The organism is Nocardia pseudovaccinii (assembly GCF_050942345.1).
Classification (GTDB): Bacteria; Actinomycetota; Actinomycetes; order Mycobacteriales; family Mycobacteriaceae; genus Nocardia; species Nocardia pseudovaccinii.
In genome coordinates this window covers 7,794,051-7,816,680 of record NZ_CP192074.1, presented here as the reverse complement: position 1 = coordinate 7,816,680, position 22,630 = coordinate 7,794,051, and the positions used below count along the sequence as shown (strand labels likewise).

20 protein-coding genes and 1 pseudogene are annotated in these 22,630 nt (G+C 65.7%); 5 read left to right on the top strand and 16 right to left on the bottom strand.

All coding sequences use genetic code 11. The features are described 5' to 3' along the window. Positions 1 to 16: 16 nt before the first annotated feature. On the bottom strand, positions 17 to 415 hold the full coding sequence (locus ACQPZ2_RS35390; RefSeq protein ID WP_433522391.1) for a VOC family protein: 399 nt from the start codon (positions 413 to 415) through the stop codon (positions 17 to 19). An 89-nt stretch (positions 416 to 504) separates the two neighbouring features. Here ACQPZ2_RS35390 and ACQPZ2_RS35385 point away from each other — a divergent pair, with 89 nt between their 5' ends. Next, complete coding sequence (locus ACQPZ2_RS35385) at positions 505 to 1,446, top strand: helix-turn-helix transcriptional regulator (protein ID WP_433522390.1); 942 nt, start codon at positions 505 to 507, stop codon at positions 1,444 to 1,446. Between the two features lie 635 nt (positions 1,447 to 2,081). Here ACQPZ2_RS35385 and ACQPZ2_RS35380 read toward each other — a convergent pair. Both ACQPZ2_RS35380 and ACQPZ2_RS35375 read right to left on the bottom strand, forming a co-directional pair. Continuing rightward, positions 2,082 to 2,768, bottom strand: coding sequence for an SGNH/GDSL hydrolase family protein (locus ACQPZ2_RS35380; protein WP_433522389.1), 687 nt, complete (start codon positions 2,766 to 2,768; stop codon positions 2,082 to 2,084). Between the two features lie 8 nt (positions 2,769 to 2,776). Next, a complete protein-coding gene (locus tag ACQPZ2_RS35375) occupies positions 2,777 to 4,192 on the bottom strand; it encodes an MFS transporter (protein WP_433522388.1) in 1,416 nt (471 codons plus the stop codon). A 104-nt stretch (positions 4,193 to 4,296) separates the two neighbouring features. Between ACQPZ2_RS35375 and ACQPZ2_RS35370 the strand changes: the two genes are divergently transcribed. Next, on the top strand, positions 4,297 to 4,911 hold the full coding sequence (locus ACQPZ2_RS35370) for a TetR/AcrR family transcriptional regulator (protein WP_433522387.1): 615 nt from the start codon (positions 4,297 to 4,299) through the stop codon (positions 4,909 to 4,911). Between the two features lie 10 nt (positions 4,912 to 4,921). Here the strand turns inward: ACQPZ2_RS35370 and ACQPZ2_RS35365 are convergent, their stop codons facing one another. Genes ACQPZ2_RS35365 through ACQPZ2_RS35350 form a run of 4 tightly spaced genes read right to left on the bottom strand, consistent with a single transcriptional unit; the run spans position 4,922 to position 10,425 of the window. After that, the gene (locus tag ACQPZ2_RS35365; RefSeq protein WP_433522386.1) at positions 4,922 to 6,454 is read right to left on the bottom strand and encodes a bifunctional 3-(3-hydroxy-phenyl)propionate/3-hydroxycinnamic acid hydroxylase; all 1,533 of its coding nucleotides are present in this window, start codon (positions 6,452 to 6,454) and stop codon (positions 4,922 to 4,924) included. A gap of 22 nt (positions 6,455 to 6,476) precedes the next feature. After that, positions 6,477 to 8,354 carry an acyl-CoA synthetase gene (locus ACQPZ2_RS35360; protein ID WP_433522385.1) on the bottom strand — a complete coding sequence of 626 codons (1,878 nt, stop codon included), beginning with the start codon at positions 8,352 to 8,354 and terminating at the stop codon, positions 6,477 to 6,479. 2 nt (positions 8,355 to 8,356) lie between these two features. After that, the gene (locus ACQPZ2_RS35355) at positions 8,357 to 9,295 is read right to left on the bottom strand and encodes a fumarylacetoacetate hydrolase family protein (RefSeq protein ID WP_433522384.1); all 939 of its coding nucleotides are present in this window, start codon (positions 9,293 to 9,295) and stop codon (positions 8,357 to 8,359) included. Next, a complete protein-coding gene (locus ACQPZ2_RS35350) occupies positions 9,292 to 10,425 on the bottom strand; it encodes a VOC family protein (protein ID WP_433522383.1) in 1,134 nt (377 codons plus the stop codon). Before ACQPZ2_RS35350 ends, ACQPZ2_RS35355 begins: the two co-directional genes overlap by 4 nt. A gap of 126 nt (positions 10,426 to 10,551) precedes the next feature. Here ACQPZ2_RS35350 and ACQPZ2_RS35345 point away from each other — a divergent pair, with 126 nt between their 5' ends. Continuing rightward, the gene (locus ACQPZ2_RS35345; RefSeq protein ID WP_433522382.1) at positions 10,552 to 11,208 is read left to right on the top strand and encodes a TetR/AcrR family transcriptional regulator; all 657 of its coding nucleotides are present in this window, start codon (positions 10,552 to 10,554) and stop codon (positions 11,206 to 11,208) included. Between the two features lie 2 nt (positions 11,209 to 11,210). On the opposite strand, the gene ACQPZ2_RS35340 is transcribed toward ACQPZ2_RS35345, so the two are convergent. The 3 genes from ACQPZ2_RS35340 to ACQPZ2_RS35330 are packed head-to-tail and all read right to left on the bottom strand — an operon-like array spanning position 11,211 to position 14,260. Continuing rightward, on the bottom strand, positions 11,211 to 12,347 hold the full coding sequence (locus ACQPZ2_RS35340) for a 2Fe-2S iron-sulfur cluster-binding protein (protein ID WP_433522381.1): 1,137 nt from the start codon (positions 12,345 to 12,347) through the stop codon (positions 11,211 to 11,213). A gap of 12 nt (positions 12,348 to 12,359) precedes the next feature. Next, the gene (locus ACQPZ2_RS35335; protein WP_433522380.1) at positions 12,360 to 13,847 is read right to left on the bottom strand and encodes a phytoene desaturase family protein; all 1,488 of its coding nucleotides are present in this window, start codon (positions 13,845 to 13,847) and stop codon (positions 12,360 to 12,362) included. Continuing rightward, on the bottom strand, positions 13,844 to 14,260 hold the full coding sequence (locus tag ACQPZ2_RS35330) for a nuclear transport factor 2 family protein (RefSeq protein WP_433522379.1): 417 nt from the start codon (positions 14,258 to 14,260) through the stop codon (positions 13,844 to 13,846). The genes ACQPZ2_RS35335 and ACQPZ2_RS35330 overlap by 4 nt, the downstream gene beginning before the upstream one ends. A 124-nt stretch (positions 14,261 to 14,384) precedes the next feature. On the opposite strand from ACQPZ2_RS35330, the gene ACQPZ2_RS35325 reads away from it, so the two are divergent. After that, a complete protein-coding gene (locus ACQPZ2_RS35325) occupies positions 14,385 to 14,978 on the top strand; it encodes a PadR family transcriptional regulator (protein WP_433522378.1) in 594 nt (197 codons plus the stop codon). A 203-nt stretch (positions 14,979 to 15,181) separates the two neighbouring features. Here the strand turns inward: ACQPZ2_RS35325 and ACQPZ2_RS35320 are convergent. Then, a pseudogene (locus ACQPZ2_RS35320) lies at positions 15,182 to 15,416 on the bottom strand (transposase); the annotation flags it as partial. Between ACQPZ2_RS35320 and ACQPZ2_RS35315 the strand changes: the two are divergent. Then, positions 15,402 to 16,589: an RNA-guided endonuclease InsQ/TnpB family protein gene (locus ACQPZ2_RS35315; protein WP_433522377.1), complete on the top strand. Its 1,188-nt coding sequence runs from the start codon at positions 15,402 to 15,404 to the stop codon at positions 16,587 to 16,589. The pseudogene ACQPZ2_RS35320 and the gene ACQPZ2_RS35315 overlap by 15 nt on opposite strands. Before the next feature lie 275 nt (positions 16,590 to 16,864). Here the strand turns inward: ACQPZ2_RS35315 and ACQPZ2_RS35310 are convergent, their stop codons facing one another. The 5 genes from ACQPZ2_RS35310 to ACQPZ2_RS35290 all read right to left on the bottom strand — a co-directional run bounded on the left by ACQPZ2_RS35310 (position 16,865) and on the right by ACQPZ2_RS35290 (position 22,537). Further along, a complete protein-coding gene (locus ACQPZ2_RS35310) occupies positions 16,865 to 17,665 on the bottom strand; it encodes a sirohydrochlorin chelatase (RefSeq protein ID WP_433527607.1) in 801 nt (266 codons plus the stop codon). Between the two features lie 106 nt (positions 17,666 to 17,771). Further along, the gene (locus ACQPZ2_RS35305) at positions 17,772 to 19,061 is read right to left on the bottom strand and encodes a sulfate adenylyltransferase subunit 1 (RefSeq protein ID WP_433522376.1); all 1,290 of its coding nucleotides are present in this window, start codon (positions 19,059 to 19,061) and stop codon (positions 17,772 to 17,774) included. Position 19,062: 1 nt separating this feature from the next. Then, positions 19,063 to 19,992, bottom strand: a complete 930-nt coding sequence (gene cysD, locus ACQPZ2_RS35300) for a sulfate adenylyltransferase subunit CysD (RefSeq protein ID WP_433522375.1) — start codon at positions 19,990 to 19,992, stop codon at positions 19,063 to 19,065. Continuing rightward, the gene (locus ACQPZ2_RS35295) at positions 19,989 to 20,723 is read right to left on the bottom strand and encodes a phosphoadenylyl-sulfate reductase (protein WP_387290850.1); all 735 of its coding nucleotides are present in this window, start codon (positions 20,721 to 20,723) and stop codon (positions 19,989 to 19,991) included. The genes cysD and ACQPZ2_RS35295 overlap by 4 nt, the downstream gene beginning before the upstream one ends. Before the next feature lie 14 nt (positions 20,724 to 20,737). Then, positions 20,738 to 22,537: a nitrite/sulfite reductase gene (locus tag ACQPZ2_RS35290; RefSeq protein ID WP_433522374.1), complete on the bottom strand. Its 1,800-nt coding sequence runs from the start codon at positions 22,535 to 22,537 to the stop codon at positions 20,738 to 20,740. Between the last annotated feature and the right edge of the window lie 93 nt (positions 22,538 to 22,630).

Sequence of the window (22,630 nt, the reverse complement as noted above, 5' to 3'; positions counted from 1 at the left end):
CGCCCGGGGCGGGTGTTCAGGCGCGGCCGAGGATTTCCAGGTAGTGGGGGTTCTGCATGATGCCGAGGACGTTGCCGAAGGGGTCTACTACCGAGGCGGTGATGAAGTCTCCATTGCCGCGTGGTGTGATCGGTTCGTATTCCTTGGCGCCGAGGGCCACGAGTCGGTCGAAACTTGCCTGCACATCGTCGACGTGCCAGTTCAGGATTGCTCCGCCGGGGGCGTTCTGTGCGCCTGCGGGGGCGAATTTGCGATTGATGATCCCCAGTTCGTGCTGGTAGTCGCCGATGCGGAATTCGTAATATCCGCCGGGCACCGCGTAGTACGGGTCGAGGCCGAGGACCTCGATGTACCAGTCCTTCGCGGCCTCGAGGTCGTCGGCGTAAAACGAAACGGTGGCCATTCCTCGCAACATCTTTGTCTCCTCTGATCGGGTTCTGTGCGATCCATGATTCCGCCTGAAGTGCTCACCGAATGAGCACTTTTTTCGGCAGAATTGCGCTCATGCGAGCAGACCGATTGGTGGCGACCCTGTTGCTGATGCAGACCCGCGGACGGGTGACGGCTTCCGAGATCGCCGCCGAACTCGAGGTATCGGTCGCCACCGCGCGCCGCGATCTGGAGGCGCTCTCGTCCGCGGGAGTTCCGGTCTATCCGCAGCCGGGCCGCGGCGGTGGCTGGTCGCTGGTCGGCGGCGCGCGCACGGATCTCAGTGGCCTCACCGAACCGGAGGCTCGCGCGCTGTTCCTGTTGGCGGGCCCGTCCGCGAGCGCGGTGCCCGAGGTGAAGTCGGCACTGCGCAAGCTGGTGCGCGCGCTCCCACAGACCTTCCGCACCGATGCGGAGGCCGCGGCCGACGCGGTGGTGATCGATCCCGCGCGCTGGGGTGAGCACGATCAGACCCGGCCGCAGCTCGTCGAATTGCTGCAGCGCGCGGTCGTCCAACGCCGCAAAGTGCAGCTGACATACGAGCGGGCAGGGGAGCGCACCCGGCGCGCCGTCGACCCGTGGGGCCTGATCGACAAGGACGCCATCTGGTATCTGATCGCAGGCACCGACCGCGGCAGGCGCACCTTCCGCGTCGATCGCATCGTCGAGGCCACGATCACCGACGAAATTGCGCACCGTCCTGCGGATTTCGATCTATCCACCGCCTGGGCGGAGGTGGTCGGCGAGGTCGAACAGCGTCGTGCCGCCACATCCGCCACCGCACTCATTGCGCCGCAACTACTTCCGGTCCTGCGCAAGCAGCAGGGGCGACACTGTGAGGTAGACGGCCCGGTGGCCGACGGTCGCGTTCAGGTCCGCATCACCGCACCGACACCGCGCATGATCGCCCAACAATTGGCGGGCTGGGGTGCCGAAATCGAAGTGCTGGCACCGCGATCTGTGCAGGCGGAGTTGGCCGTACTCGGTGCCGAACTCGTCGATCGATACGGTGAGTGACCGCAACGGCAAATCGAATCACGCAGATCGATCCGCGCACCGCGAATGATCGTGGTGCACGCTCGGACTTTCAAGAACGCAGGCCGCATGATGATCGCCGGAATGCCGCCATTGGCTGTGAGGGGCACATTCGCGGGGGTGGCCTCGGCCGATCCGGGAACCGCCCCCGCGCTGGTCGCCTGCCTCGGTGGTGCAGCTAATTTCCGAGTCGGAGCCGGTGGCGGTGGGCATCTCGCTCGACGATGTCGCCACCCCTCCGGATGCGAAGAACCACGACCCGCCGGCCAATGGCGCCGCCGGTGCACTCGCGGGTGCGGTCGGTTCGGGAGTGCCCGGCGTTGCGGCGTGCTTGTCCGGGTTCATCGTCGTAGCGATTCCGTGCGGTATCAGCGGCGCGCTCACCGGTGCACGGGGGACGTCATCGGTCTGTTGCTCGGGCCATGGCTCCGGGCGCGGTGCCGCAGGTTCTGCCCTGATCCGCATTCACTATGGGCTTCGGCGTTTGCGAACGCCGATCAGGTATCCGGCTCGGCGGTTGCACGCCGAGAATATGTCGCCCTCGGCAGTCATAAGCGTCGAGGAGAAGACCACCGGACCGCGTCCGAGTGACAAGCTCGAACGCGGCCTGGTTTCGATCAATGCGCGGGTTCGGGCAGCAGCCTGTGCAGTGCGCGCACCATTTCGGTGGCCACCACCGCATGCCCGCTCATCGTGAAGTGAATGAGATCGGCGCTCATCACATCCGGCCGCAGCCGCAGCGGATGGTCCCAGAACTCCACCAGCACAGCGTCGTAACGAGCGGCCAACTCGCGCGTGATGTCGTTGAGCGCCGACATCCGGTCCCGCATCGGGCGCATCGGCGCCATCCGTTCCGCCTCCCACACATCGGCGAGGGTGAAGGTGCTCACCTGTGCCCCGCCGCGGGCAAGCGCGCCGAAGATCGCGTCGAGATTCGTGCGCAACTCGTCGAGATTGCCGCCGGGAGTGAACAGATCGTTTCCGCCGCAGCTGATATGCACCAGATCCGGTGCGAATTCGAGCACCTGCGGCAGTTGATCGGCGCGTACCTGCGCGGACGTCGCGCCGATCCGGCCGGTATTCAGATATGCCAGAGCGGGATTCGTCGCCGTCAACACCGCGGCGACGCGATCTGCCCATCCGGCGGTGTCGTACCCGGGGCTCGGATCGCCGACGCCATGGGCGATCGAATCCCCGATTACCGCGTAGCGCTGCCAGGGCGCGTCGGCGAGCAGTTCGAGTGCGGCGGTGTTCGACAACAGCATCGGGTCGTTGGCTTCGGTACGAATATCGTTGTGCGTCACGGTGACTCCTAGCTCTGGGCAGGAACGGCAGCAGGGATGCGCGCCGGAATCGCGATAACCAATGCGGACGCGATACCGATGCCCGCGCAAACGGCGAACAGCGTGTGGAAGGCGGCCAGCGCATCGTCGGCATCGGCGGCGAAGACCGCGGCCAGCACCGCGACGCCGAGCGCGCCGCCCACCTGCCTGGCGGTCAGATTCATGCCGATTCCGGCCGCGAAGCGTTGCGGCGGAAGCGAACTCGCGGCGGCGGTGCCGAGCACCGTCACAACGATCCCGACGCCGCCGCCACCGAGCAGCCCAGCTGGTACCCACGCGGACCAGAGCGCCGGTGTCGGCCCGAAGGTATCGGTGCTCATCCACACATTGGTGCCGGTGTACATCAGCGCCCCGAGAATACCGAGCCAGCGCCGCGTGCTCGCCGCCGTGACGCGACCGGCAATCGTCGCGGTCACCATCGAGGACACCGCGCCCACCGTCAATGCCGCGGCCGAGCCGAGCACCGAATACTGCCAGATCGCATCGAGGAACAGCGGTCCGGCGAGCAGCCAGGCGAACATGGTCGCACCGAAGGCGAACGAGGCGGCATTGGCCAGCGCATACGGCCTGCTCTGCCACAATTCGACCGCGATGGCCGGATTGTGGTGGCGCACAGAGCGAATCAGTGCGGCCACGATCAGCAGTGCGCCGACGCCGAGTACAGCGAGTGTGCCGGGTGCGGTCCAGCCCCATCGCTGCCCCTCGGTCACCCCGGCGACCACGCCGCCGAGTCCAAGAGCAATGGCGATGGTCCCGATGGGGTCTGGCAGCGCGCTGCCGGGCTGACGGATATCGGGCACGGGAATGCGCAGCCCGGGCGCGATCAGCACGATCGCCACCGGGATATTGATGACGAATACCGCTCGCCAGCCGAAGGTCTCGACCAGCGCGCCGCCGATCGCAGGACCGACCACCGCGGCGAAGCCGCCTGCGGCAGACCAGGCTCCGATGGCCGCACCGATCTTCTCGCGCGGGGTGACGGTGAGGACGAGTCCGAGTGCGGACGGCACCATCAGCGCCGCCGTCGCACCTTGCAGCAGGCGTCCGGCAATGAGCCAGCCCGCGGTGGGCGCGAGACCGCACAGCAGGGATGTCATGGCGAAACCGGCCAGTGCGATCAGGAACAGCCTGCGCCGTCCGAGGGTGTCGGCGAAGCGGCCCGCCGGGGTGAGCAGTGCCGCGAAGGCGATGGCATATCCACTGACCACCCAGGTCAGCGTGGTTGTCGCGGTACCGGGAAAGTCGCGGGCGATCGAGGGAAACGCGATATTGACGACGGACAGATCCAGGAAGGCGATGAACGCTGCGCCACAGGCGATGACGAGCGTGCGCACGGCGGCCTTCGAGGTCGGCGGACTGTCGGTCCGCTCGGATACTTCGGTCATGAGGAGATCCTTCGATGAGGCGAAATCTAAACGTACGACCGTTCGTGCAATAAACGTACGACCGTGCGTTCGTATTTGCAACCCGGAAGTGGAAGAATGGCCTCATGGCCGAGTCGACATCCACCGCGCAGGGCACCGATCAGCGCCTCGCCAAGGGCGCCCGCTCCCGGGCCTCGATCGCCAGACATGCCGCCGACGTGGCTTCCATCGAGGGGCTGACCGGTCTGAGCATCGGCCGTCTCGCGACCGATCTCGGCATCAGCAAAAGCGGGATTGCCACCCTGTTCGGCACCAAGGAAGCGCTGCAGGTCGCCGCGGTGAAGGTGGCCCGTGAGGCCTTCGTCGAACGAGTGATCGCGCCCAGCCTCAGCGAACCGCGCGGCCTACCCCGCCTGCGCGCCATCATGGACCGCTGGTTCGACCACATCACCGACCCGACTTTTCCGGGCGGCTGCTTCCGGGTGGCCACCATCGCCGAATTCGACAGCAAGCCCGGCCCGGTCCGCGACGCCATCGCCGAGGATCGCGGCGAATGGCTCGACTTCTTGGCCAAGCAGATTCGGCACGCGCAGGAACAGGGCGATCTCGCCGGTCGCGACGCCGATGCCATGGCTTTCGAATTCGACGCGGTGATCAGCGCGGCCAATACCGCCCTGCAGATGGGTGATGATCGCGGTGTCGCCACCGCGCACACCATCGTGAACGGGCTACTGGGCTGAGATCCTCTGCTTACGCGTCGGGATGCAGCACGCGTGATGAATCACCCGGAGCGGGTGCCTTGAATCGCGGCAAGTCGGCGATGAGGTCGGACAGTTGACGGCTGGTTCGCTGCACTGTGCCGTCGGGACGGATGAGGGCACCGCGTCTGTGCCCGAGCCAGCGTCGCAACGCACCCTGAGCGATGACGATGACACCGCCGTGCTTTTCGATCTCGCGGCGCTGTGCCGGTGTCGGCTGGACAGCGGTGACGATCGCGAAACGCCCCGCCGCGATATCGTCGAAGCGACGGCCGTCGAGGAGTACGTTCGGGACCAGTTTGCCCGCCTGCCCTCGGTAAAAGCGATGCGCCACAACAAGTTCGGATCGGTGCAGCGGCGGCGTCTGTCCGTTGGTGACCAGTTCGGCGAAGCCGGGCAGGTGGTGCACCCGGGGCGCCATGAGGCGGCGTAGCAGATTTCCGAACTCACCGCCGTCGGTCATGGCCCATCCGATGAACTTGGCGAGCCTGATCATGGCGTGCGCGTGCGGTTTTCGTTCGATTTCGTAGGTATCCAGGACGCTCGCCGACAGGTCTTCGGCGAGGACGCCCGCGAGCTTCCAGGCCAGATTGGTCGCATCGCGTAACCCGGCGCCCATGCCCTGCCCGATGAACGGTGGGGTCAGGTGGGCGGCATCGCCGAGAATGAACATCCGGCCGGAACGCCAGCGGTCGGCGAGCTGAGCGCGGAAGGTGTATTCGGCGACGCGCACGAGCCGGAGTTCCCCGGACGGAGTGTTCCCGGTCCAAGGTGCGATCAGTGGCTGCAGACTCGTCAAATCGCCATAGTCTGCGGCGGTTTCACCGGGGCGGAGTCGGAATTCCCAGCGGTAGCGAGTCGTTCCGATCCGCATGTAGGTCGCGGCACGCACCGGGTCGCAAACCTGGTGCACTCCTTCCCATTCCCCGAAGTCGGCAGCGGTGTCCACATCGACCACGAGCCAGCGCTGTGCGAAGTTCAGATCGCGCATCGTGGCTCCGATCGCGGACCGGACCACGCTGTTGGCACCGTCGCAACCCAGCACATATCCGGCCAGGACCGAATCGGCCGCGCCGGTCGCGCGATCGGTGAAATCGACACGTACGCAGTCGTTTTCCTGCGTCACGTCGACGACCTCGGCATTGCCTCGGAGGGTGATGCCGGGATACCGCCGCACATTGGCACGCAGGATTGCTTCGAGCTCCGGTTGGTCGAATAGATTCGCCTCCGGGTAGCCGTTGGCGCCGCCCGCCGGATCGCGATCGAATTGGGCGAGTACCCGCATATCGGGGTCGATCAATCGCAGGCCCAGCGCCGGACGCGAAATCGCGTCGAAGTCGTCCCCTACGCCGAGACGTGCGAGTATCCGGCGGATTTCACCGTCGAGATGTACCGCCCGAGGCTGCGGATATATGCCGTCCCACCGTTCCAGCACCAGGGTTTCGATGCCGTATTCGGCCAGCAGCGTCGCCGCGGTGAGGCCTGATGGGCCCGCACCGACGACGACCACCGGAACCGACTTCATCGGCTCGCGCCGATCACGAGATTCACTGCCGGACCACGACTTTCCAGCGGATTGCATACCTGCCGAGGATTGCGGTGGCGACACCGTCGGCGGCGGCTGCCAGTTCGACGGTCACGACGATCGCCCCGTCGTCTACTGCCGCCGTGACGCTGTGCACCCCGGCGACTTGTTCGAGTGCGTCCTGCAGTTCACGTCGAGTCGCATCGGCGCGCAGCCCGAGCTTGTATGGCTTACCGACATCGGTGACCGGCAATGCATCCAGGACCACAACGGATTTCGGTACGGCCGCTCGTTCGGGCACCCGTTCGCTCGCCCACGTGAGCAGTTCCGGCTCGGTGACATCGGCATCGGCTTGCAGCGTGACATAGGCGACTGGTACTTCACCGGCGTGGACATCGGGACGTCCGACGGCACCGGCAGCGGTGACGTGCGGATGTGACAGGAGTGCGTCCTCGATCAGCGCCGGGTCGATATTGTGGCCGCCACGGATGATGAGATCCTTGGCGCGGCCGTGCAGATGGATGAAGCCGTCCGCATCGATGTGCGCGAGGTCGCCGGTATCGAGCCAGCCGTCAACCGTGGTGCCGAGGCCGTCGAGGATGTGGCCCTGCTCATTGCGGCCCGTCACATAACCTGCGAAAACCGTTGGGCCACTGATCTCCAGTACGCCGATCGCACCGGTGGGCAGCGGCTCCCGGTCGCCCGCGCGCACCACACGCACCTGCTGGTAGGGCATCCGCTGCCCGACCGCACCCGGTCGCGGCCGGTCCGGATAGCTACGGGCGGTTGCGCAGGTCGCCTCGGTGAGTCCATAGCCTTCGACCAGGGTGACACCGGTATGCGTCTGGAAGTTCGTCCGCACCGCGGACGGCAGCGGTGACGCGCCGACCATCGCGTAGCGCAGACTGCTGATATCGGCGTCGACGGGGCATTGCGCCAGTACAGCATATACGGTCGGAACCGCGCTCATCGCGGCAATGCCATAGTGCGCCACGATCTTCCAGAATTCGCCGTACAGCGTGAGATCGCGGTAGCCGAGCGGACCGGCCCAGACCACCGGTTGTCCCTTGAACAGCGGCGCCAGCAGTGTCACTACCAGGGCATTGACATGGAACAGCGGGAGTGCGGCGAAGATCGTCGCATCCGCGTCGAGCAGGGAGTTGGCGGCGATCATCCACGCGTTGGCGATCTCGCCGGAATGGGTGTGCGCGGCCAGTTTCGGCACGCCGGTGGTGCCGCCGGTATGGAACAGCGCGGCCAGATCGTCGTAGGCCGGGAGCTGTCCGGCGAAGGCGCTCGAATCATCCTCGGCGGCAAGCTCATTCATATAGCCGATATGCACACCGTCGATCAAGGGCAGCGGGTGCGGCTCGGCGGCGCCGGTGGGGCGCAGCACGAGTACGGCATCGAGCAGCCGGTCATTCGCCAGGTCGAGTGCGGATTCCCAGGTGTCGGTGGCGAGTTCGGGCCCGGCCGCGATCAGCACTCTGGCACCGGAGCGGCGCAGCAGTTCCGCGATATGCGGACCCGACATCGCGCCATTGACGGGTGCGGCGATACCGGCCAGCTGCGCGGCGAGCGTCGCGGGGATCAACTCCGCGCAGTTGGGCGCCATCAATGCGACCGCGTCGTCGCGTCGGATACCGAGCCGGTGCAGCAGATTCGCATAGCGGTGCACGTCGGACAGGAGTTCGGAGTAACTGCGCTGCAAGGGTTCTCGCCATCGAGCGGCCTCCGGCAATACGGTGAGCGCGTTTCGGTCGGGCCACAGCTCGGTGGCCCGGACCAGCAGTGCGTAGGTCGATTCCGGCAGCCCACGCTCTTCCAGCGGCAGGGATTCGATCTCGGCCAGGTCGCCGGGGCCCGAGTAGCGCGGCCACAGCAGATCCGTTGTCGTCATGTTCACCGCGCGTACCGCACAACCGTACGCTGGCGACCGAGATCGATCGCGCCGTCATCGGTAGCCACCGCGGCCTCGATGATGTCGCCGTCACGCAGATACTTCGGGTTCTTGCCCTGCCCCTTGAAGAACAGCTTCCACTTCGTCGCCGCCGGGAGCAGCGAGGCGATGATCTCGACCGGTTTCGGCGGGGCGCTGATCGCGGTGCCGATCGGGGTACCGGTGAGCAGCAGATCACCCGCATCGAGTCGCTGGAATCGGGTCAGCGCCCGCAGCGTCTCGACGGGACCGTAGATCATATCGGCGACCGTCATATCCTGGCGCGCTTCACCATTGACCCACAGCCGCAACCGCAGATCGGTGAACCGCTTCAGCTCGTCGGCATCCAGCAGCACCAGCGCCGGACCCACCGGTGTGAAGGTCGGATACGACTTCGCCTCGTAGAATTGGGTTTTCGGCAATTGCACATCGCGCGCCGAAACATCATTGGTGACAACGAGCCCGGCGACGTACTCGGCGAGATTGTCGGCGGTGATCGCGGTCCCGACCGGCATCTCCTTACCGAAGACCAGTCCGATCTCCACCTCGTAATCCAGCAACTGCACGTGCGCGGGCCGGATGACATCGTCGAGCGGTCCGCTGATCGAACCGGAGGATTTGCGGAAGAACGTCAAGGGCACGGTCTCCGGGTCGCCGCCCGAATCCCGCACGTGGGATGCGAAATTCGTCATCTGCGCGACCACTCGGCACGGTGCGGTCACCGGTGAAACCAGCGCCAGGCTCTCGACGGGGACGATCTCGGTATTCGATGCGGCCGCCGCCAGCGCTGCCCGGTCGGCGAGCAACTGACCGGTGGTGGCCGCCGCGGTATCCACCCGCGCGGCTCCCGCCGGCGTCGACACCCACCAGGCATCGGCGGTACGGAGAACGGAAATACTCATGAGTTGGCAACTTTCAGTAGACCGCGCAGGCGGCGTAGATCGAATTCGTTGTCCGCACGCAGCGCGTCGAATATGCCGCGCAGTTCGCGAACCGATTCCCGGCCGGGTTTGAGGCCGAGGAAGTCCTTGGTGGCGGGCGGTCCCCATTGGGCCAGCCCGGATGCGGTCATCGGCGCCCAGCCGGGCTCCAGCGTGCTGTCGAACATGTCGCCATCGCTGAAGTGCTCGACCATGAACCCATCCGGATCGCGCCAGTAGTCGAAGATCTGGCTGCCCTGGATATGCCTGCCGATACCCCACGACCGCTGGTAACCGTGGTCGAGCAGATATTCACCGCCCGCGGCCAGGGCATCGAGGTCGGCGACCTGATAGGCGGAGTGCACATACCGGTTGACCGGGCCCAGCACCAGCGCGAGCGTGTGATGGTCGGCCGGGGTGCGGCCGCGGTCGCAACGGGTGAAGCTCATGACCGGGCCGCGCTCGCGTTGACCGGGGTAGTAGAGGAAATCGCTGACGATCAGGCCCAGGTGTTTCAGATACCAGTCGAGCGTCTCCCGATAGCGGGTCGTCTGGACCACCACATGCCCGAGCCGCTGCACCTGCGCCGGTACCCGGGGCGGACGTTGGGTCCGGTTCATGCGCGGCATTTCATGGCCGAAATTGAGGGTGTGTGGCTGCTGGTCGGGCAGGGCGGTGAGCACATGCGTATCGGCGACCACTCGCACCCGCAAACCGCTCGGGTCGGACAGGTCGACGGAGAAACCGCCGATACTCTCCGGCAGCGGCACCGGTTCGGGTCCGGCGGCCTGCGCCAGCCGGAGCAGATCCGCGGTGGCCGCCGCCTGGAATGCGGGGCCGATGAACCTCGACCGCGAACCACGGCGAATGACCACACACGGTGCACCCGGGTCGGTGCCACGCAGCTGCAATTCGTCCGCGGTGCGCAGCACGGTCGTGAAACCGAAAGCGCGAGCGAAGATTTCGGCGGCCGCCAGGTCGGGCTTCTCGAACTCCAGCCACGCCAGGTCGTGCACCTTGATGATCGGATTCCGCGCTCGCCCCGGATGCTCACCCGCCTCGGCGCCGAATTCGCTGTGCAGACCCGTATGCGGGTCGTGCTGGTCGATCATCGGCTTCTCCCTTCATGCAACTGAATATATCGTCACTTACGAGGGAGTGTTCAGTCAAGATTTTCTGAGGAATTCGTCATTACTGACTCGACAGGTTAGGATTGCGAGATGGACCAGGGAGAGGTGATGAGCGAGCAAACCGGTGCCGAACCCAATCGCTTGGAGCGGCGAAAAGCACGTACCCGGGCAGCGCTGGTCAGCGCGGCCCAGTCTTTCCTCGCCGCCGGGAAACCGAATGTGCCGATCCTGGAGATCACCCAGGCCGCCGATGTCGGGATGGGATCGTTCTACAACCACTTCGAAAGTCGTGAGGATTTGTTCCGCGCCGCGATCGAGGAGGCGCTCGATCGGCACGGCTCAACCCTCGACGTGCTGACCGAGGGCATGGACGATCCAGCGCATATCTTCGCGCAGAGCTTCCGCTTGACCGGTCGTCTGCACCGCAAAAATCCCACGTTGAGCAAGGTGCTGCTCCATCACGGTCTGGCCCTCGTCAGCTCGACGAAGGGCCTCGCGCCCCGCGCGCGACGCGATATCGATGCCGCGGTGCGCGCGGGACGGTTCCAGGTCCGCGATGTGGAACTGGCGATGACCATCGTCGCCGGTGCCTCGCTATGCCTCGGTCAGCTCCTGCACGACAATCCCGAACGCGACGATGCCGCGGCCGCGGACGAGGTCACCGAGGATCTGCTGCGCATGTTCGGTATTCCGCCGGACGAGGCGCGCGAGATCTGCGAGCGACCGCTGCCGCCGATCGACACGTTGCCGGACACCGCCGCCTGATATCAAAGATCGATCTCCACATCGCTGATCGGGTAGGCCACGCAGGAGTGGGTGTAGCCGAACTGCTCGTCGGAGAGTCGTAGTTTCGCTTCCTCGGCGGTGTGCACCTCGCCTTTGACGATCCGCACCCGGCACAGGCTGCACTCACCGGATCGGCATCCGGCCTCGGGCCGAATACCGTTGTCCTCCAACGCATCCAGCAGTGGCCGGTTGCGCGGCGTACGAAAGCTGGTGCCGCCGACGGTGACGGTCACCTGCTCGGCGGGATCCACGCCGGCGGGCCAATGGGGTCGGGCGGCCGGGTCGCTCGGTGCGCCATTGGCTTCGAAGCGGATTCGCTTGCGCGGCTGGCCGAGTGCGCGGAGTTGTCCGAGCGCGTACGGGTAGAGCGCCTGCGGGCCGCAGACGTAGACCATGCGGCCGCCGAGTTCGCCGGTCGAAGCACGGATCGTGTCGGCGGTGAGGAATCCGGTGGGTCCGGTCCAGTCGGTGTCGGGTTCGGCGATGACGTGATCGACGACGACACCGGGGTATCGGGTGGCGAGTGCGTCGAGTTCGGCGCGGAAGATGATGTCGTCGGCGGAGCGGGAGCCGTAGACGAGGTGGAATGTGCGGTCCAGATCGCGGTCGACGATCTCGCGGATCATGCTCATCGCCGGGGCGACACCGGAACCGCCCGCGAGGAATACCAGGTCGTCGCCGTGGAAGAGCGGGTTGTGGTGGAAGGTGCCCATCGGCCCGGTCGTGGTGAGGACCTGCCCGACCCGCACCGTGTCGATGAGCAGATTGCTGATGCGTCCGCCGGTGACGCGCCGCACGGTCAGGTCGTAGTGGTCGAGCATGGTGGGGCTCGAGGAGATGGCGTACGGGCGGCTGGTGCCGTCGACGAAGACATTGACGTACTGTCCCGCCAGGAACGGCGGCAGTTCGATTTGGTCGACACCCTCGAGCCGGAAGGTTTTGGTGGTCGCGGTCTCGTCGATGATCTCGCTGACGATCAGCCGCAGCCGCTGGGGGTGGTAGGCCTCGATGGAGGCGCGGGTTTCGGCGGGGTGGTCGCGGGTGTCGGGGATGCGGGAATCGATTTCGACGAGTATCTGTGCCGCGCCGTCGAAGCGTTCTGCGAGGGGATGTTTCACGATGTGCTCCGTTCAGGCGGACTTGGCACGCAGCAGGCGGCGCGCGACGCGTGCGCCGGCTTCGAGAGTGGGCTGGAATCCGCCCATGCCTGCCCACGAACCGGCCAGGTGCAGTCCAGGAATGTGGGTTTCGCGTTCGCTGTTGCGGAACAGCCAGTTCTCGGTGGCGTCCTGGTCGTAGCCGTAGATCGTGCCGCCGGGGTGGCCGAGGTAGCGCATCATGGTCAACGGTGTTGCGACATCGACCTCTTCGATGGCATCCCGGATGCCGGGGGTGATGGTCTCGCACAGGTCGAGCAGCGTTTGGGCATAGGCGAACTTGGTGCGCGCGTATTCCGACGGAGCCACATTGCGCCAGATATCGCCGTACTGCAGGGTCATCAGGCTGACATGGGTGGAGCCGGTAGGCGCGAATCCGATCGGCGCGACATCGTAAGAGCTGACGCATATTCCGCGCGCGGGCTGGAAGGAGCGCCACGCGTCGTAGGTGCGGTCGTCGTCGGTGTCCATATTGACAAAGGTTGTGCTGGTGGTGAACCCGAGTTCGGCCGGGGTGGCGTCCAGGCCCATGTGCAGCACGAAACCGGATACGCCGATTCGCCTGGTGGCCAGATCATCTCGTACCGCAGCGGGCAGCTCGATGCCTTCGAGCATGCCGTAGGTGACCGGCAGTGAAGCGTTGGATACCACGTCGCGTGCGGTGACCTCGGTGCCGTCATCGAGCCGGACACCCAGTATCTGGCCCGCATCGGTGAGGATGGCCTCGACCGCGGTGTTGAACCGCACCTCACCGCCCGCCTGCAGGAAGGCGTCGAGGATGGCGGTGGACATGGCTTGTGAGCCGCCGCGCAGATGCCATGGCTTGAATTCGAAGTACGCGAACAAGGTCAGCGCCAGATCCTGGAACCGCAGCTTCGACGGCGGCTGCCCGAGATAGGTCCAGTACATACCGAGCGCGACCTTGATCCGGTCGTCGTCGAAGAACTCGTCGAGCACCGCCTTCAGCGGCCGTAGCCCGTATTCGAACAGCACCGGATCGATCTGCTCGACCGGCATCCCGCGCATGGCGGTGATCTGCCAGAACGTCACCTGTTTGAGCAATTCGAAGAACTTCGCCGTCCGGTCGCGGTTGCCGGGGAACTCGGCTTCGACAGCGTCGATCGCGGCATCCCAGTCGGCGGGCAGCGTGAGGTCGAGTTGCCCGGGAATCACCGCGCGGTACAGGTCGTGCTCCTGTACGAATTCCAGCTTGTCGGCGATACCCAACTGCTGGAACAGGCCTTCCCGCAACGACATCGGCTGTCCTTCGGCACCGACACCCGAGAGTTGGTGCAGCGCGACCTCGAATTCGAAACGTCCACGGCGGAAAGAAGTTCCGCAGCCGCCCGGAACGTTGTGCCGCTCCAGCAACAGAGTTCGCGCACCCGCGCGCTGCAAGGTCGCCGCGGCCGTCAGCCCGGCATTGCCCGCGCCGATGACGATGGCGTCGTAATCGGTCACGCCTGCCCCGCCGCACGCTGGATCTGCTCGGTCGCCTCGGCCTTGATCTGCTCGAATTGTTCGCCCATGCGCGCGGCCAACGCTTGCGCGGCCGAGAGCGGACGTACCATCACCATGAAGTCGTCGATCTTGCCGTTCTCGTCGAAATGCAGGAAGTCGCATCCGGTGAGCTGCTTGCCGTCGACGGTGGCCTCGAAGACGAAGGCGTGGTCGCGGCCATTCGCGTCGGCGATCTCGCGTACATAGCGGAAGTTCTCGAATACGCGGATCACCCCGCGCAGGATGGCCGCGGTGATCGCCTTGCCCGGATACGGCTTGAACGCGACCGGACTGGTGAACACCACGTCCTCGGCCAGCAGCGCCTCGATCGCGGCCTCGTCGCCGGCCTCCACGGCTGCACGGAAGGGATGCATCGCTCCACCTTTCATAGTCAATTATTTGTCTATCAACTCCGAACAGTAACCGTGCATGCGCTCTAGTGTCCATAGTTGACTAGACAAGAATTTGAATAGTCATCGAGGCTGGTAGCCTGTGCGAGTGGCGTTACGTGACGCGGTACTGGCCGCTCTGCTGGAAGGGGAGGCGTCCGGCTATGACCTGGCCAAAGGCTTCGACGCCTCGGTGGCCAACTTCTGGATGGCCACGCCCCAGCAGCTGTACAAGGAACTCGAGCGGATGGCCGCGGAGGGCCTGATCGATACCCGGGTCGTGCAGCAGGAGCGTCGTCCGAACAAGCGCCTGCACGCGATCACCGCGGCTGGGCGAGCCGCGCTGCGCGCATTCATCGCCGAGCCCGCCAAGCCGACCGCCGTCCGCGACGAATTGATGGTCAAGGTGCAGGGCATGGACGCGGGCGATGCGCCGACCGTACGCGCCGCGGTGGCCGAAAAGCTGGACTGGTCCAGGGCGAAGCTGGCTCGCTACGAACGGTTGCGCGCCCGGCTGCTCGACGGGCGCAGCGAGCAGGCGTATCTGGCCGAGGCCGAGCGCATCGGTCCCTACCTGACCTTGCTGCGCGGAATCTCCTTCGAGCAGGAGAACATTCGCTGGGGGGAGTTCGCACTGGCCGCCATCGACCGGCGCATCGCTTCGGGATCCGCGACCGCGGCCGACTCGATCACGCCGCGGTGAGGGGCGCCGGTCCGTATTCGGTGAGCGCGTTCCAGTCCGGCCTTCGAGGCTGATGCGGCCTCCCCGCGCGGTGTGCCAGAATTCGCGGGTGCGCAGTCCGGTGATCGACGTTGCGGTGGGCAGCGATATCGGCAGACGCTATGCGGCGAATTTCGATCAATGAAATGTAGCGCACGTACCCCGCCTTCAAGGCGGGGGGCGCATCAAGTGCGACCTAGCCGATCTTGGTTCTCGATGTGCTGATGCAGGACCGAGATTGGTTCTCCGCCAATCGAACCCGCGAAAATGCGAGCGCGACCACAGCGTGCCACCCTGCCAATAGTGGATCCTGATGTCCTCGAATTCCTTGCGTAGCAGGCGAGATGAGACACCCTTCAGGCTGTTGGCGAGTCGACCATGACACCAAATGCTAATGTTTCGAACATGTTGACGGGGCGGCGGTATCGGGTGGAGTTCACGCCCGAACAGGCCGAGTTCACCGAACTGATCGCCGACACCTGTCGCGCCGTGTGGAACACCGCGTTGGAGCAGCGTCGCGAGTACCGGCGCCGAGGCTGTTGGATCAACTACAACGAGCAAGCCCGCCAACTCGCCGACGCGAAGAACGAGCACGAGTGGCTGAAACAGGCTCCAGGACATTGCCTCCAGCAAACGCTGATGGACTTGGAGAAGGCATGCAAAACGCATGGCACGTTTCGTGTCCGGTGGCGGTCGGGTCGGCGATGGTGTCCGTCGTTCCGGTTCCCAGAGGGCGGCAAGATCGCCGTGGAGCGCCTTGGCCGCAAGTGGGGGCGGTGCAAGCTGCCGAAGCTCGGTTGGGTTCGGTTCCGGTGGTCCCGTGCCCTGGGCGGTGCTGTTCGCTCAGCCACCGTCAGCCGCGACGGGCGATACTGGTATGTATCGTTCCTCGTCGACGACGGCGTTAAGACACCGGCGCAGCATCGGTCGACCTCGGCGGTGGGTGTGGATCGCGGTGTCGCCGTTGCGGTCGCCTGCTCAGATGGTGCGATGTTCGACCGACAGTTCACCACGCCGGGTGAAGCCGAGCGCTATCGCCGATCGCAGCAGAGACTAGCCCGTCAGAAGAAGGGGTCGGCGAACCGGCGGAAGACCATCGCCATTATGCGGGAGATCCGCAAACGGGAACGGGACCGGCGAGCCGACTTCAATAATCAGACAGCGCACGAATTGGCATCCAGGTACCGTCTGGTCGCGCTCGAGGATCTGCGCACCCGCAACATGACCGCCTCGGCAAAGGGCACCGTGGCCGAGCCCGGCACGAATGTGCGCCAGAAAGCTGGTCTCAACAAGGCCATCCTCGCCAAGGGTTGGCACCAGTTCGAGGTGGCACTCCAGAACATTGCCCGGTATACGGGTACCGAGATAGTGAAGATTCCGGCCGCATTCACGTCGCAAACGTGTTCCCGCTGCCTGCATGTGGACTCTGGGAGCCGTGAGAGCCAAGCGCGCTTCCAGTGCACCATGTGCGGATACAGCGATAACGCGGACGTGAACGCGGCCAAGAACATTCTCGCCGCAGGACGTGCGGTGACAGCCTGTGGAGACCTTGGCGCTAGCCGGTCCGCGAAGCAGGAACCAACTGCCGCCTAACGGTAGAAACCTCCGTCCTCCTTCAGGGCGGGGAGGACGTCAAGTCACCTATCTGCGTGCGCGTGCGTGCGGCGGGCTGCCGTTGCTTGCTGTGCTGACTGATGGCGACCTGCGGACCTGAACCGGATCGCGGTTGCCTGGAACATTAGCGCCGTTGATAAAGAGGGCGCGCCGAGCCGCCAACCGCCTGAGCAGCGGATCAACCTGAGGGCCTAGGTCATTCGACAGGTAGTCGCCTCCTGCGCAAAACTGTTCGGAGGCCGTGCGGCCAAAGATCAGGCGGAGAGGCTCAATGCGCTGGAGAGCGCGGTGTCGTAGCGGTCCCAAACTATTTCGGTCAACGCTGTGTCCGGCCCGATGACCTGCGCATGCACCACCTCGGGTGCGGCGGCTACCAGGCGGTCGGTCAACAGCCCCGGCGCGAGGAACCACGGCGCCACGAGCACTCCCTCGGCACCTCGGGCGCGCAGACGCGAAATCGCCTGGGTGACAGAAGGTTCGGTGGTGGCGAAGCAGACCTCGGTGAGCCAGCCGGTCATCGCCGCGAGCTGTCGCGCAACCTCGCTGGTCCGCGCATTAGCCGCCGTCGATGCCGCCCCAACCGCAGCTACCACAACCCCAAGTCGTTGCCGCGGTCGTGCGTCACCCGCAGCCGGGCACAGCGCGGTCAGGGTGCGGTCGCGGAGGGTAGTAATGAGTCGCGGGTCCGGCCCGAGAACGTCGGCTTGGGTCAGCACGAGTTGGGGGTGTGCGGTGCGGGCGGCAGCAAGCATTCCCGGTAGATCGACTCGCGCGTGATAAGCGCTGCCCAACAGCAACGGCGCCACAACCGCATGCGTGTGCCCTTGTGCGGCAACGGCATTCACGACCTGCTCGACCGACGGCGCATTCAGATCGAGGAAGGCGAGTCGCACATCGATATCTGGCCGGGCGGCGGCAATATCGGCGACGACCGCCGACATCGTCGCGGCCGAGCGCGGATCCCGACTGCCGTGCGCCACCGCGATGAGCGCAGGCCTGGGCTCCGCGTATCCGCCGATCGGTGTGGCAGCCGTGACCCGGACAGGGCCGAACATCGGTCTACTCGGTCCGTGTCCGTGGTCGGACAATCGCTCCAGCTCCGCCCACATGGATCCGCCCGGCAGCCGCGCCACCGAGCCGATACCACCGGGCGAACTCACCTCAGACTCCGACCTCGACCGCGGTCAGCACGTCACCGACCAGACCGGCGGCGAGGGTATTGCCGCCCGCCGGATCGATGAGCAGGAAGCTGCCGGTGTGCCGGTTGACGCGGTAGTCGTCGGCCGCGATCGGCTCGGCGACGCGCACGGAGATGCGGCCGATATCGTTGAGCGCCAACGACTCCGGACTCGCCTCGGCCGTCAGGTTCTGCTCGTCGAACCGCTCGACGAGCGCGCCGACAATCGCCTGCGTGGTGCGGGTGCCGTGCTTGAGCAGCAGTCGCGCGCCGGGACGCAGCGGCTTATCGCCGAGCCAGCAGACGGTCGCGTCGAAGGAGTCGGTCGGCTCGGGCGCATCGGCGGGGGAGGCGATGATGTCACCGCGCGAGATGTCCACATCGTCGGCCAGGATCAGCGTGACGCTGCGGCCGACCTGTGCGACGGCGAGCTCACCATCGGGGGTGTCGACGCGCTCGACGGTGGAACGAATGCCCGACGGCAGCACCACGATTTCGTCGCCCGGCGAGACCGAGCCCGCCGCGATCTGACCCGCGTAGCCGCGGTAGTCCGGGTATTCGGCAGTGCGCGGACGGATCACGTACTGCACCGGGAAGCGCAGGCCGATCGCGTGCTCGCCCGAGCTGTCGGCATCTACCGGTACCGATTCGAGGTGCTCGATCAGCGAAGGTCCGTCGTAGTACGGAGTGTTCGCCGAGCGCGAGGCGATATTGTCACCGTGCAGTGCGGAGACCGGAATCTCCAGCACATCCTCGGCGGCCCAGCCGAGCGTGCTGGTGAGGGTGTTGAATTCGGCCGAGATCGCGGCGAATACGGTCGCCGGATCATCGACCAGGTCGATCTTGTTCACCGCGAGCACCAGCTTCGGCACGCCGAGCAGCGCGAGGACCGCGGCATGCCGACGGGTCTGCTCGATGACGCCCTTGCGCGCGTCGACGAGCAGGATCACCAGCTGCGCGGTGGACGCGCCGGAAACGGTGTTGCGGGTGTACTGCACATGCCCGGGCGTGTCCGCGAGCACGAAAGACCGTTTGGGCGTTGCGAAGTAGCGGTAGGCGACATCGATGGTGATGCCCTGTTCGCGTTCCGCGCGCAGCCCGTCCACGAGCAGCGAAAGATCCGGCGTGGCAAGACCTTTGTCCACCGACGCGCGGGTGACGGCGTCGATCTGGTCGGCCAGTACGGATTTCGTATCGTAGAGCAGGCGTCCGACCAGGGTGGACTTACCGTCGTCGACAGAACCGGCGGTGGCCAGCCTCAGTAGGTCGGACATATCAGAAATATCCCTCTCGTTTGCGGTCTTCCATCGCGGCCTCCGACACTCGGTCGTCACCACGGGTCGCGCCGCGCTCGGTCAAACGGGACGCGGCCACTTCGGCGAGAATCGCCTCGTTATCGGCCGCGTCGGAAAGAATTGCGCCGGTGGATGATCCGTCGCCGACGGTGCGGTAGCGCACCGAACGGGTCTCCAGCAGCTCGCCATCGCGCGGGCCGCCCCAGACGCCGGGGGTCATCCACATGCCGTCGCGCTGGTACACCGGGCGCTCGTGCGAGTAGTAGATGCTCGCCAGATCGATATCCTCACGCGCGATGTAGCGCCAGATGTCGAGTTCGGTCCAGTTGCTCAGCGGGAACACCCGGACGTGCTCGCCGGGAGCGTGCTTGCCGTTGTACAGATTCCACAGCTCGGGCCGCTGCCGCTTCGGATCCCACTGCCCGAAGGCATTGCGCAGCGAGAAGATTCGCTCCTTGGCGCGCGAACGCTCTTCGTCGCGGCGGCCACCGCCGAAGACCGCGTCGAAGCGGAGCTCGGTGATGGCATCCAGCAGCGGAACCGTCTGCAGCGGATTGCGGATACCGTCCGGGCGCTCGGTGAGACGGCCATCGGCCAGGTAGTCCTCGACCTTCGCGACATGCAGTCGCAGACCGTACTTTTCGACCACCTTGTCGCGGAACTCGAGCACCTCGGGCAGGTTGTGCCCGGTGTCGACGTGCAGCAGCGCGAACGGCAGCGGCGCGGGCCAGAAGGCCTTGAGCGCCAGGTGCAGCAGCACCGTGGAATCCTTGCCGCCGGAGAACAGGATCACCGGCCGCTCGAATTCACCTGCCACCTCACGGAAAATGTGGATCGACTCCGACTCCAATGCCGCGAGGGTGTCGAAATCGGTGATGCCCAAGGAACGTGCGCTGATGGTTTCGGTCATGACTGATGCAACCCGCATTCGGTCTTGGCGAGGCCGGCCCAGCGGCCGCTTCGCGGATCGGAGCCCGGCTCCGGCTTCCGTGTGCACGGAGCGCAGCCGATGGACGGATATCCCTCCTCCACCAGGGGATTGACGAGAATGCCGTGCTGTTCGATATAGGCCTGCATCTCGTCGTCGGACCAGGCGGCGATCGGGTTGATCTTCACCAGTCCGAACGCCTCGTCGAACGAGATGAGCGGGGCGTTGGCCCGGGTCGGGGCCTCCACGCGGCGGATGCCGGTGACCCAGGCGTTGTAACCGCCGAGCGAGCGCTTCAGCGGCACAACCTTGCGCAACCGGCAGCATTCACCGGCATCGCGCGCGAACAAATCCTTGCCGAGCAGCTGATCCTGTTCGGCCACAGTGCTTTCCGGCCGCACATTGATCACATTCACGCCGTATACGGCCTCCACCGCATCCCGGGTGCCGATGGTCTCGGCGAAGTGGTAGCCGGTATCCAGGAACAGCACGTCCACACCCGAATGCACTTGGGCGGCAAGGTGAACCAGCACGCCGTCCTGCATATTCGAGGCGACGATGTAGCCGGTGCCGAAGACGTCCTCGGTCCACCGCAGCAAATCCAGTGCCGTGGCGTCGGCACCGAGTTCGGCCGCGCCTTTTTCGGCGATAGCCCGCAATTCGTCTTCCGACAGCTTCGCGGGCAGGTCCGCCGTTACTTGATCCGTTGTCACGCTAGTTCTCCCATTTACCGAAGGTCGGCCTCGTCGGCACGAACCGCCCACTGAGCGAACCGTTCGCCGTCCTCGCGGTGCTTGATGAAGTTGCGCACCACCCGTTCGATGTAGTCACCGAGCTCGTTGGTGGTCACCTTGTGCTGACGCAATTTGCGACCGAAGGCGCTGTCGAAGCCGAGGCTGCCACCGAGATGAACCTGGAAACCCTCGACATGATTCCCGGCGCCGTCATCGATCAGCTGACCCTTGAAGCCGATATCGGCGACCTGCGCACGCGCGCAGGAGTTCGGGCAGCCGTTGATATTGATGGTCACCGGAACGTCCAGCTGCGCATTGAGATCCGCGAGCCGCTCCTCCAACTCCGGCACCAGCGCCTGGGAACGCTTGCGGGTCTCGGCGAAGGAGAGCTTGCAGAATTCGATTCCGGAGCAGGCCATCAGGTTCCGGCGCCACAGCGACGGACGTGCCTGCAGGCCAAGGGGTTCCAGCTCGTCGATCAGCGCGTCGACCTTGTCGTCGGCGATATCGAGCACGATCAGCTTCTGGTACGGGGTGAACCGGATCCGGTCCGAGCCGTACTTCTCCGCCGCGTCGGCGACCTTGGTCAGGACCGTGCCCGAAACCCGGCCCGCGATGGGGGAGAAGCCGATCGCATTGAGCCCGTTGCGCAGCTTCTGCACGCCGACATGATCGATCGGCTTCTTCGGCTGCTCCGGCGCCGGTCCGTCGATCAGCTTGCGCTTCAGGTACTCGTCCTCGAGCACCTGACGGAACTTCTCGATGCCCCAGTCCTTGATGAGGAACTTGAGCCTGGCCTTGGTGCGCAGGCGGCGGTAGCCGTAATCGCGGAACAGCGAGACGACGGCCTCCCACACATCGGGAACCTCGTCCAGCGGCACCCACACGCCGACGCGCTGGGCCAGCATCGGATTCGTCGACAGACCACCGCCGACCCACAGATCCAGACCCGGGCCGTGTTCGGGATGATTCACCCCGACGAACGCGACATCGTTGATCTCGTGCACCACATCCTGCTGGCCCGAGATCGCGGTCTTGAACTTACGCGGCAGGTTGGAGTACTCCTTCTTGCCGATGTAGCGGCGCACGATCTCGTCGATCGCGGGCGTCGGGTCGATGATCTCGGTGAGTGATTCACCGGCCAGCGGCGAGCCGAGCACCACGCGCGGGCAGTCGCCGCACGCCTCGGTGGTCTTCAGGCCGACGCCTTCGATCCGCTTCCAGATCTCGGGGACGTTCTCGACCTCGATCCAGTGGTACTGGACGTTCTCGCGGTCGGACAGGTCGGCGGTGTCGCGGGCGAATTCGGTGGAGATCTGGCCGAGGGTCTTCAGCTGCGCGACATTCAATGCGCCCGCATCGCAGCGGATGCGCATCATGAAGTACCTGGCCTCGAGAATGTCGATGTTCTCGTCCCCGGTCCAGGTGCCGTCGTAGCCCTGCTCGCGCTGGGTGTAGAGACCCCACCAGCGGAACCGGCCGCGCAGATCGCCCTTGTCGATGCTGTCGAAGCCCTGCTTGGAATAGATGTTCTCGATCCGGGCCCGGACATTGAGCGGGTTGTCGTCCTTCTTGGACTGCTCGTTCGGGTTCAGCGGCTCGCGGTAGCCGAGCGCCCACTGGCCCTCGGCCTTGCGGCGCACCGGCTTACCGGTGCGGACTCGCGGACCCGCCGCTGCCTCGGTCCGGGGACGGTCCGGGCGGACCCGTCGTTCGGAGGCCGGGCGCTGCGGGCGCGCGTGGGGCCCGGAACCGGGCTGATCCGTGGGACCGGCGTCGGTGCTCGACGTCATGGGGGTCGCTCCTGCTGGGTGAAGGTACATCCGTGCTGAAGGCGTGAGGGGCTGACTCACGCCTGCGGTGTCAGCGGGCCGATGTCCGTCGAA

Coding starts and splice junctions, on each gene's coding strand:
- ACQPZ2_RS35390 (WP_433522391.1), bottom strand. CDS start 415: ATGTTGCGAGGAATGGCCACCGTTTCGTTTTACGCCGACGACCTCGAG.
- ACQPZ2_RS35385 (WP_433522390.1), top strand. CDS start 505: ATGCGAGCAGACCGATTGGTGGCGACCCTGTTGCTGATGCAGACCCGC.
- ACQPZ2_RS35375 (WP_433522388.1), bottom strand. CDS start 4,192: ATGACCGAAGTATCCGAGCGGACCGACAGTCCGCCGACCTCGAAGGCC.
- ACQPZ2_RS35370 (WP_433522387.1), top strand. CDS start 4,297: ATGGCCGAGTCGACATCCACCGCGCAGGGCACCGATCAGCGCCTCGCC.
- ACQPZ2_RS35365 (WP_433522386.1), bottom strand. CDS start 6,454: ATGAAGTCGGTTCCGGTGGTCGTCGTCGGTGCGGGCCCATCAGGCCTC.
- ACQPZ2_RS35360 (WP_433522385.1), bottom strand. CDS start 8,354: ATGACGACAACGGATCTGCTGTGGCCGCGCTACTCGGGCCCCGGCGAC.
- ACQPZ2_RS35355 (WP_433522384.1), bottom strand. CDS start 9,295: ATGAGTATTTCCGTTCTCCGTACCGCCGATGCCTGGTGGGTGTCGACG.
- ACQPZ2_RS35350 (WP_433522383.1), bottom strand. CDS start 10,425: ATGATCGACCAGCACGACCCGCATACGGGTCTGCACAGCGAATTCGGC.
- ACQPZ2_RS35345 (WP_433522382.1), top strand. CDS start 10,552: ATGAGCGAGCAAACCGGTGCCGAACCCAATCGCTTGGAGCGGCGAAAA.
- ACQPZ2_RS35330 (WP_433522379.1), bottom strand. CDS start 14,260: ATGCATCCCTTCCGTGCAGCCGTGGAGGCCGGCGACGAGGCCGCGATC.
- ACQPZ2_RS35315 (WP_433522377.1), top strand. CDS start 15,402: ATGTTGACGGGGCGGCGGTATCGGGTGGAGTTCACGCCCGAACAGGCC.
- ACQPZ2_RS35310 (WP_433527607.1), bottom strand. CDS start 17,665: ATGTTCGGCCCTGTCCGGGTCACGGCTGCCACACCGATCGGCGGATAC.
- ACQPZ2_RS35305 (WP_433522376.1), bottom strand. CDS start 19,061: ATGTCCGACCTACTGAGGCTGGCCACCGCCGGTTCTGTCGACGACGGT.
- cysD (WP_433522375.1), bottom strand. CDS start 19,992: ATGACCGAAACCATCAGCGCACGTTCCTTGGGCATCACCGATTTCGAC.
- ACQPZ2_RS35290 (WP_433522374.1), bottom strand. CDS start 22,537: ATGACGTCGAGCACCGACGCCGGTCCCACGGATCAGCCCGGTTCCGGG.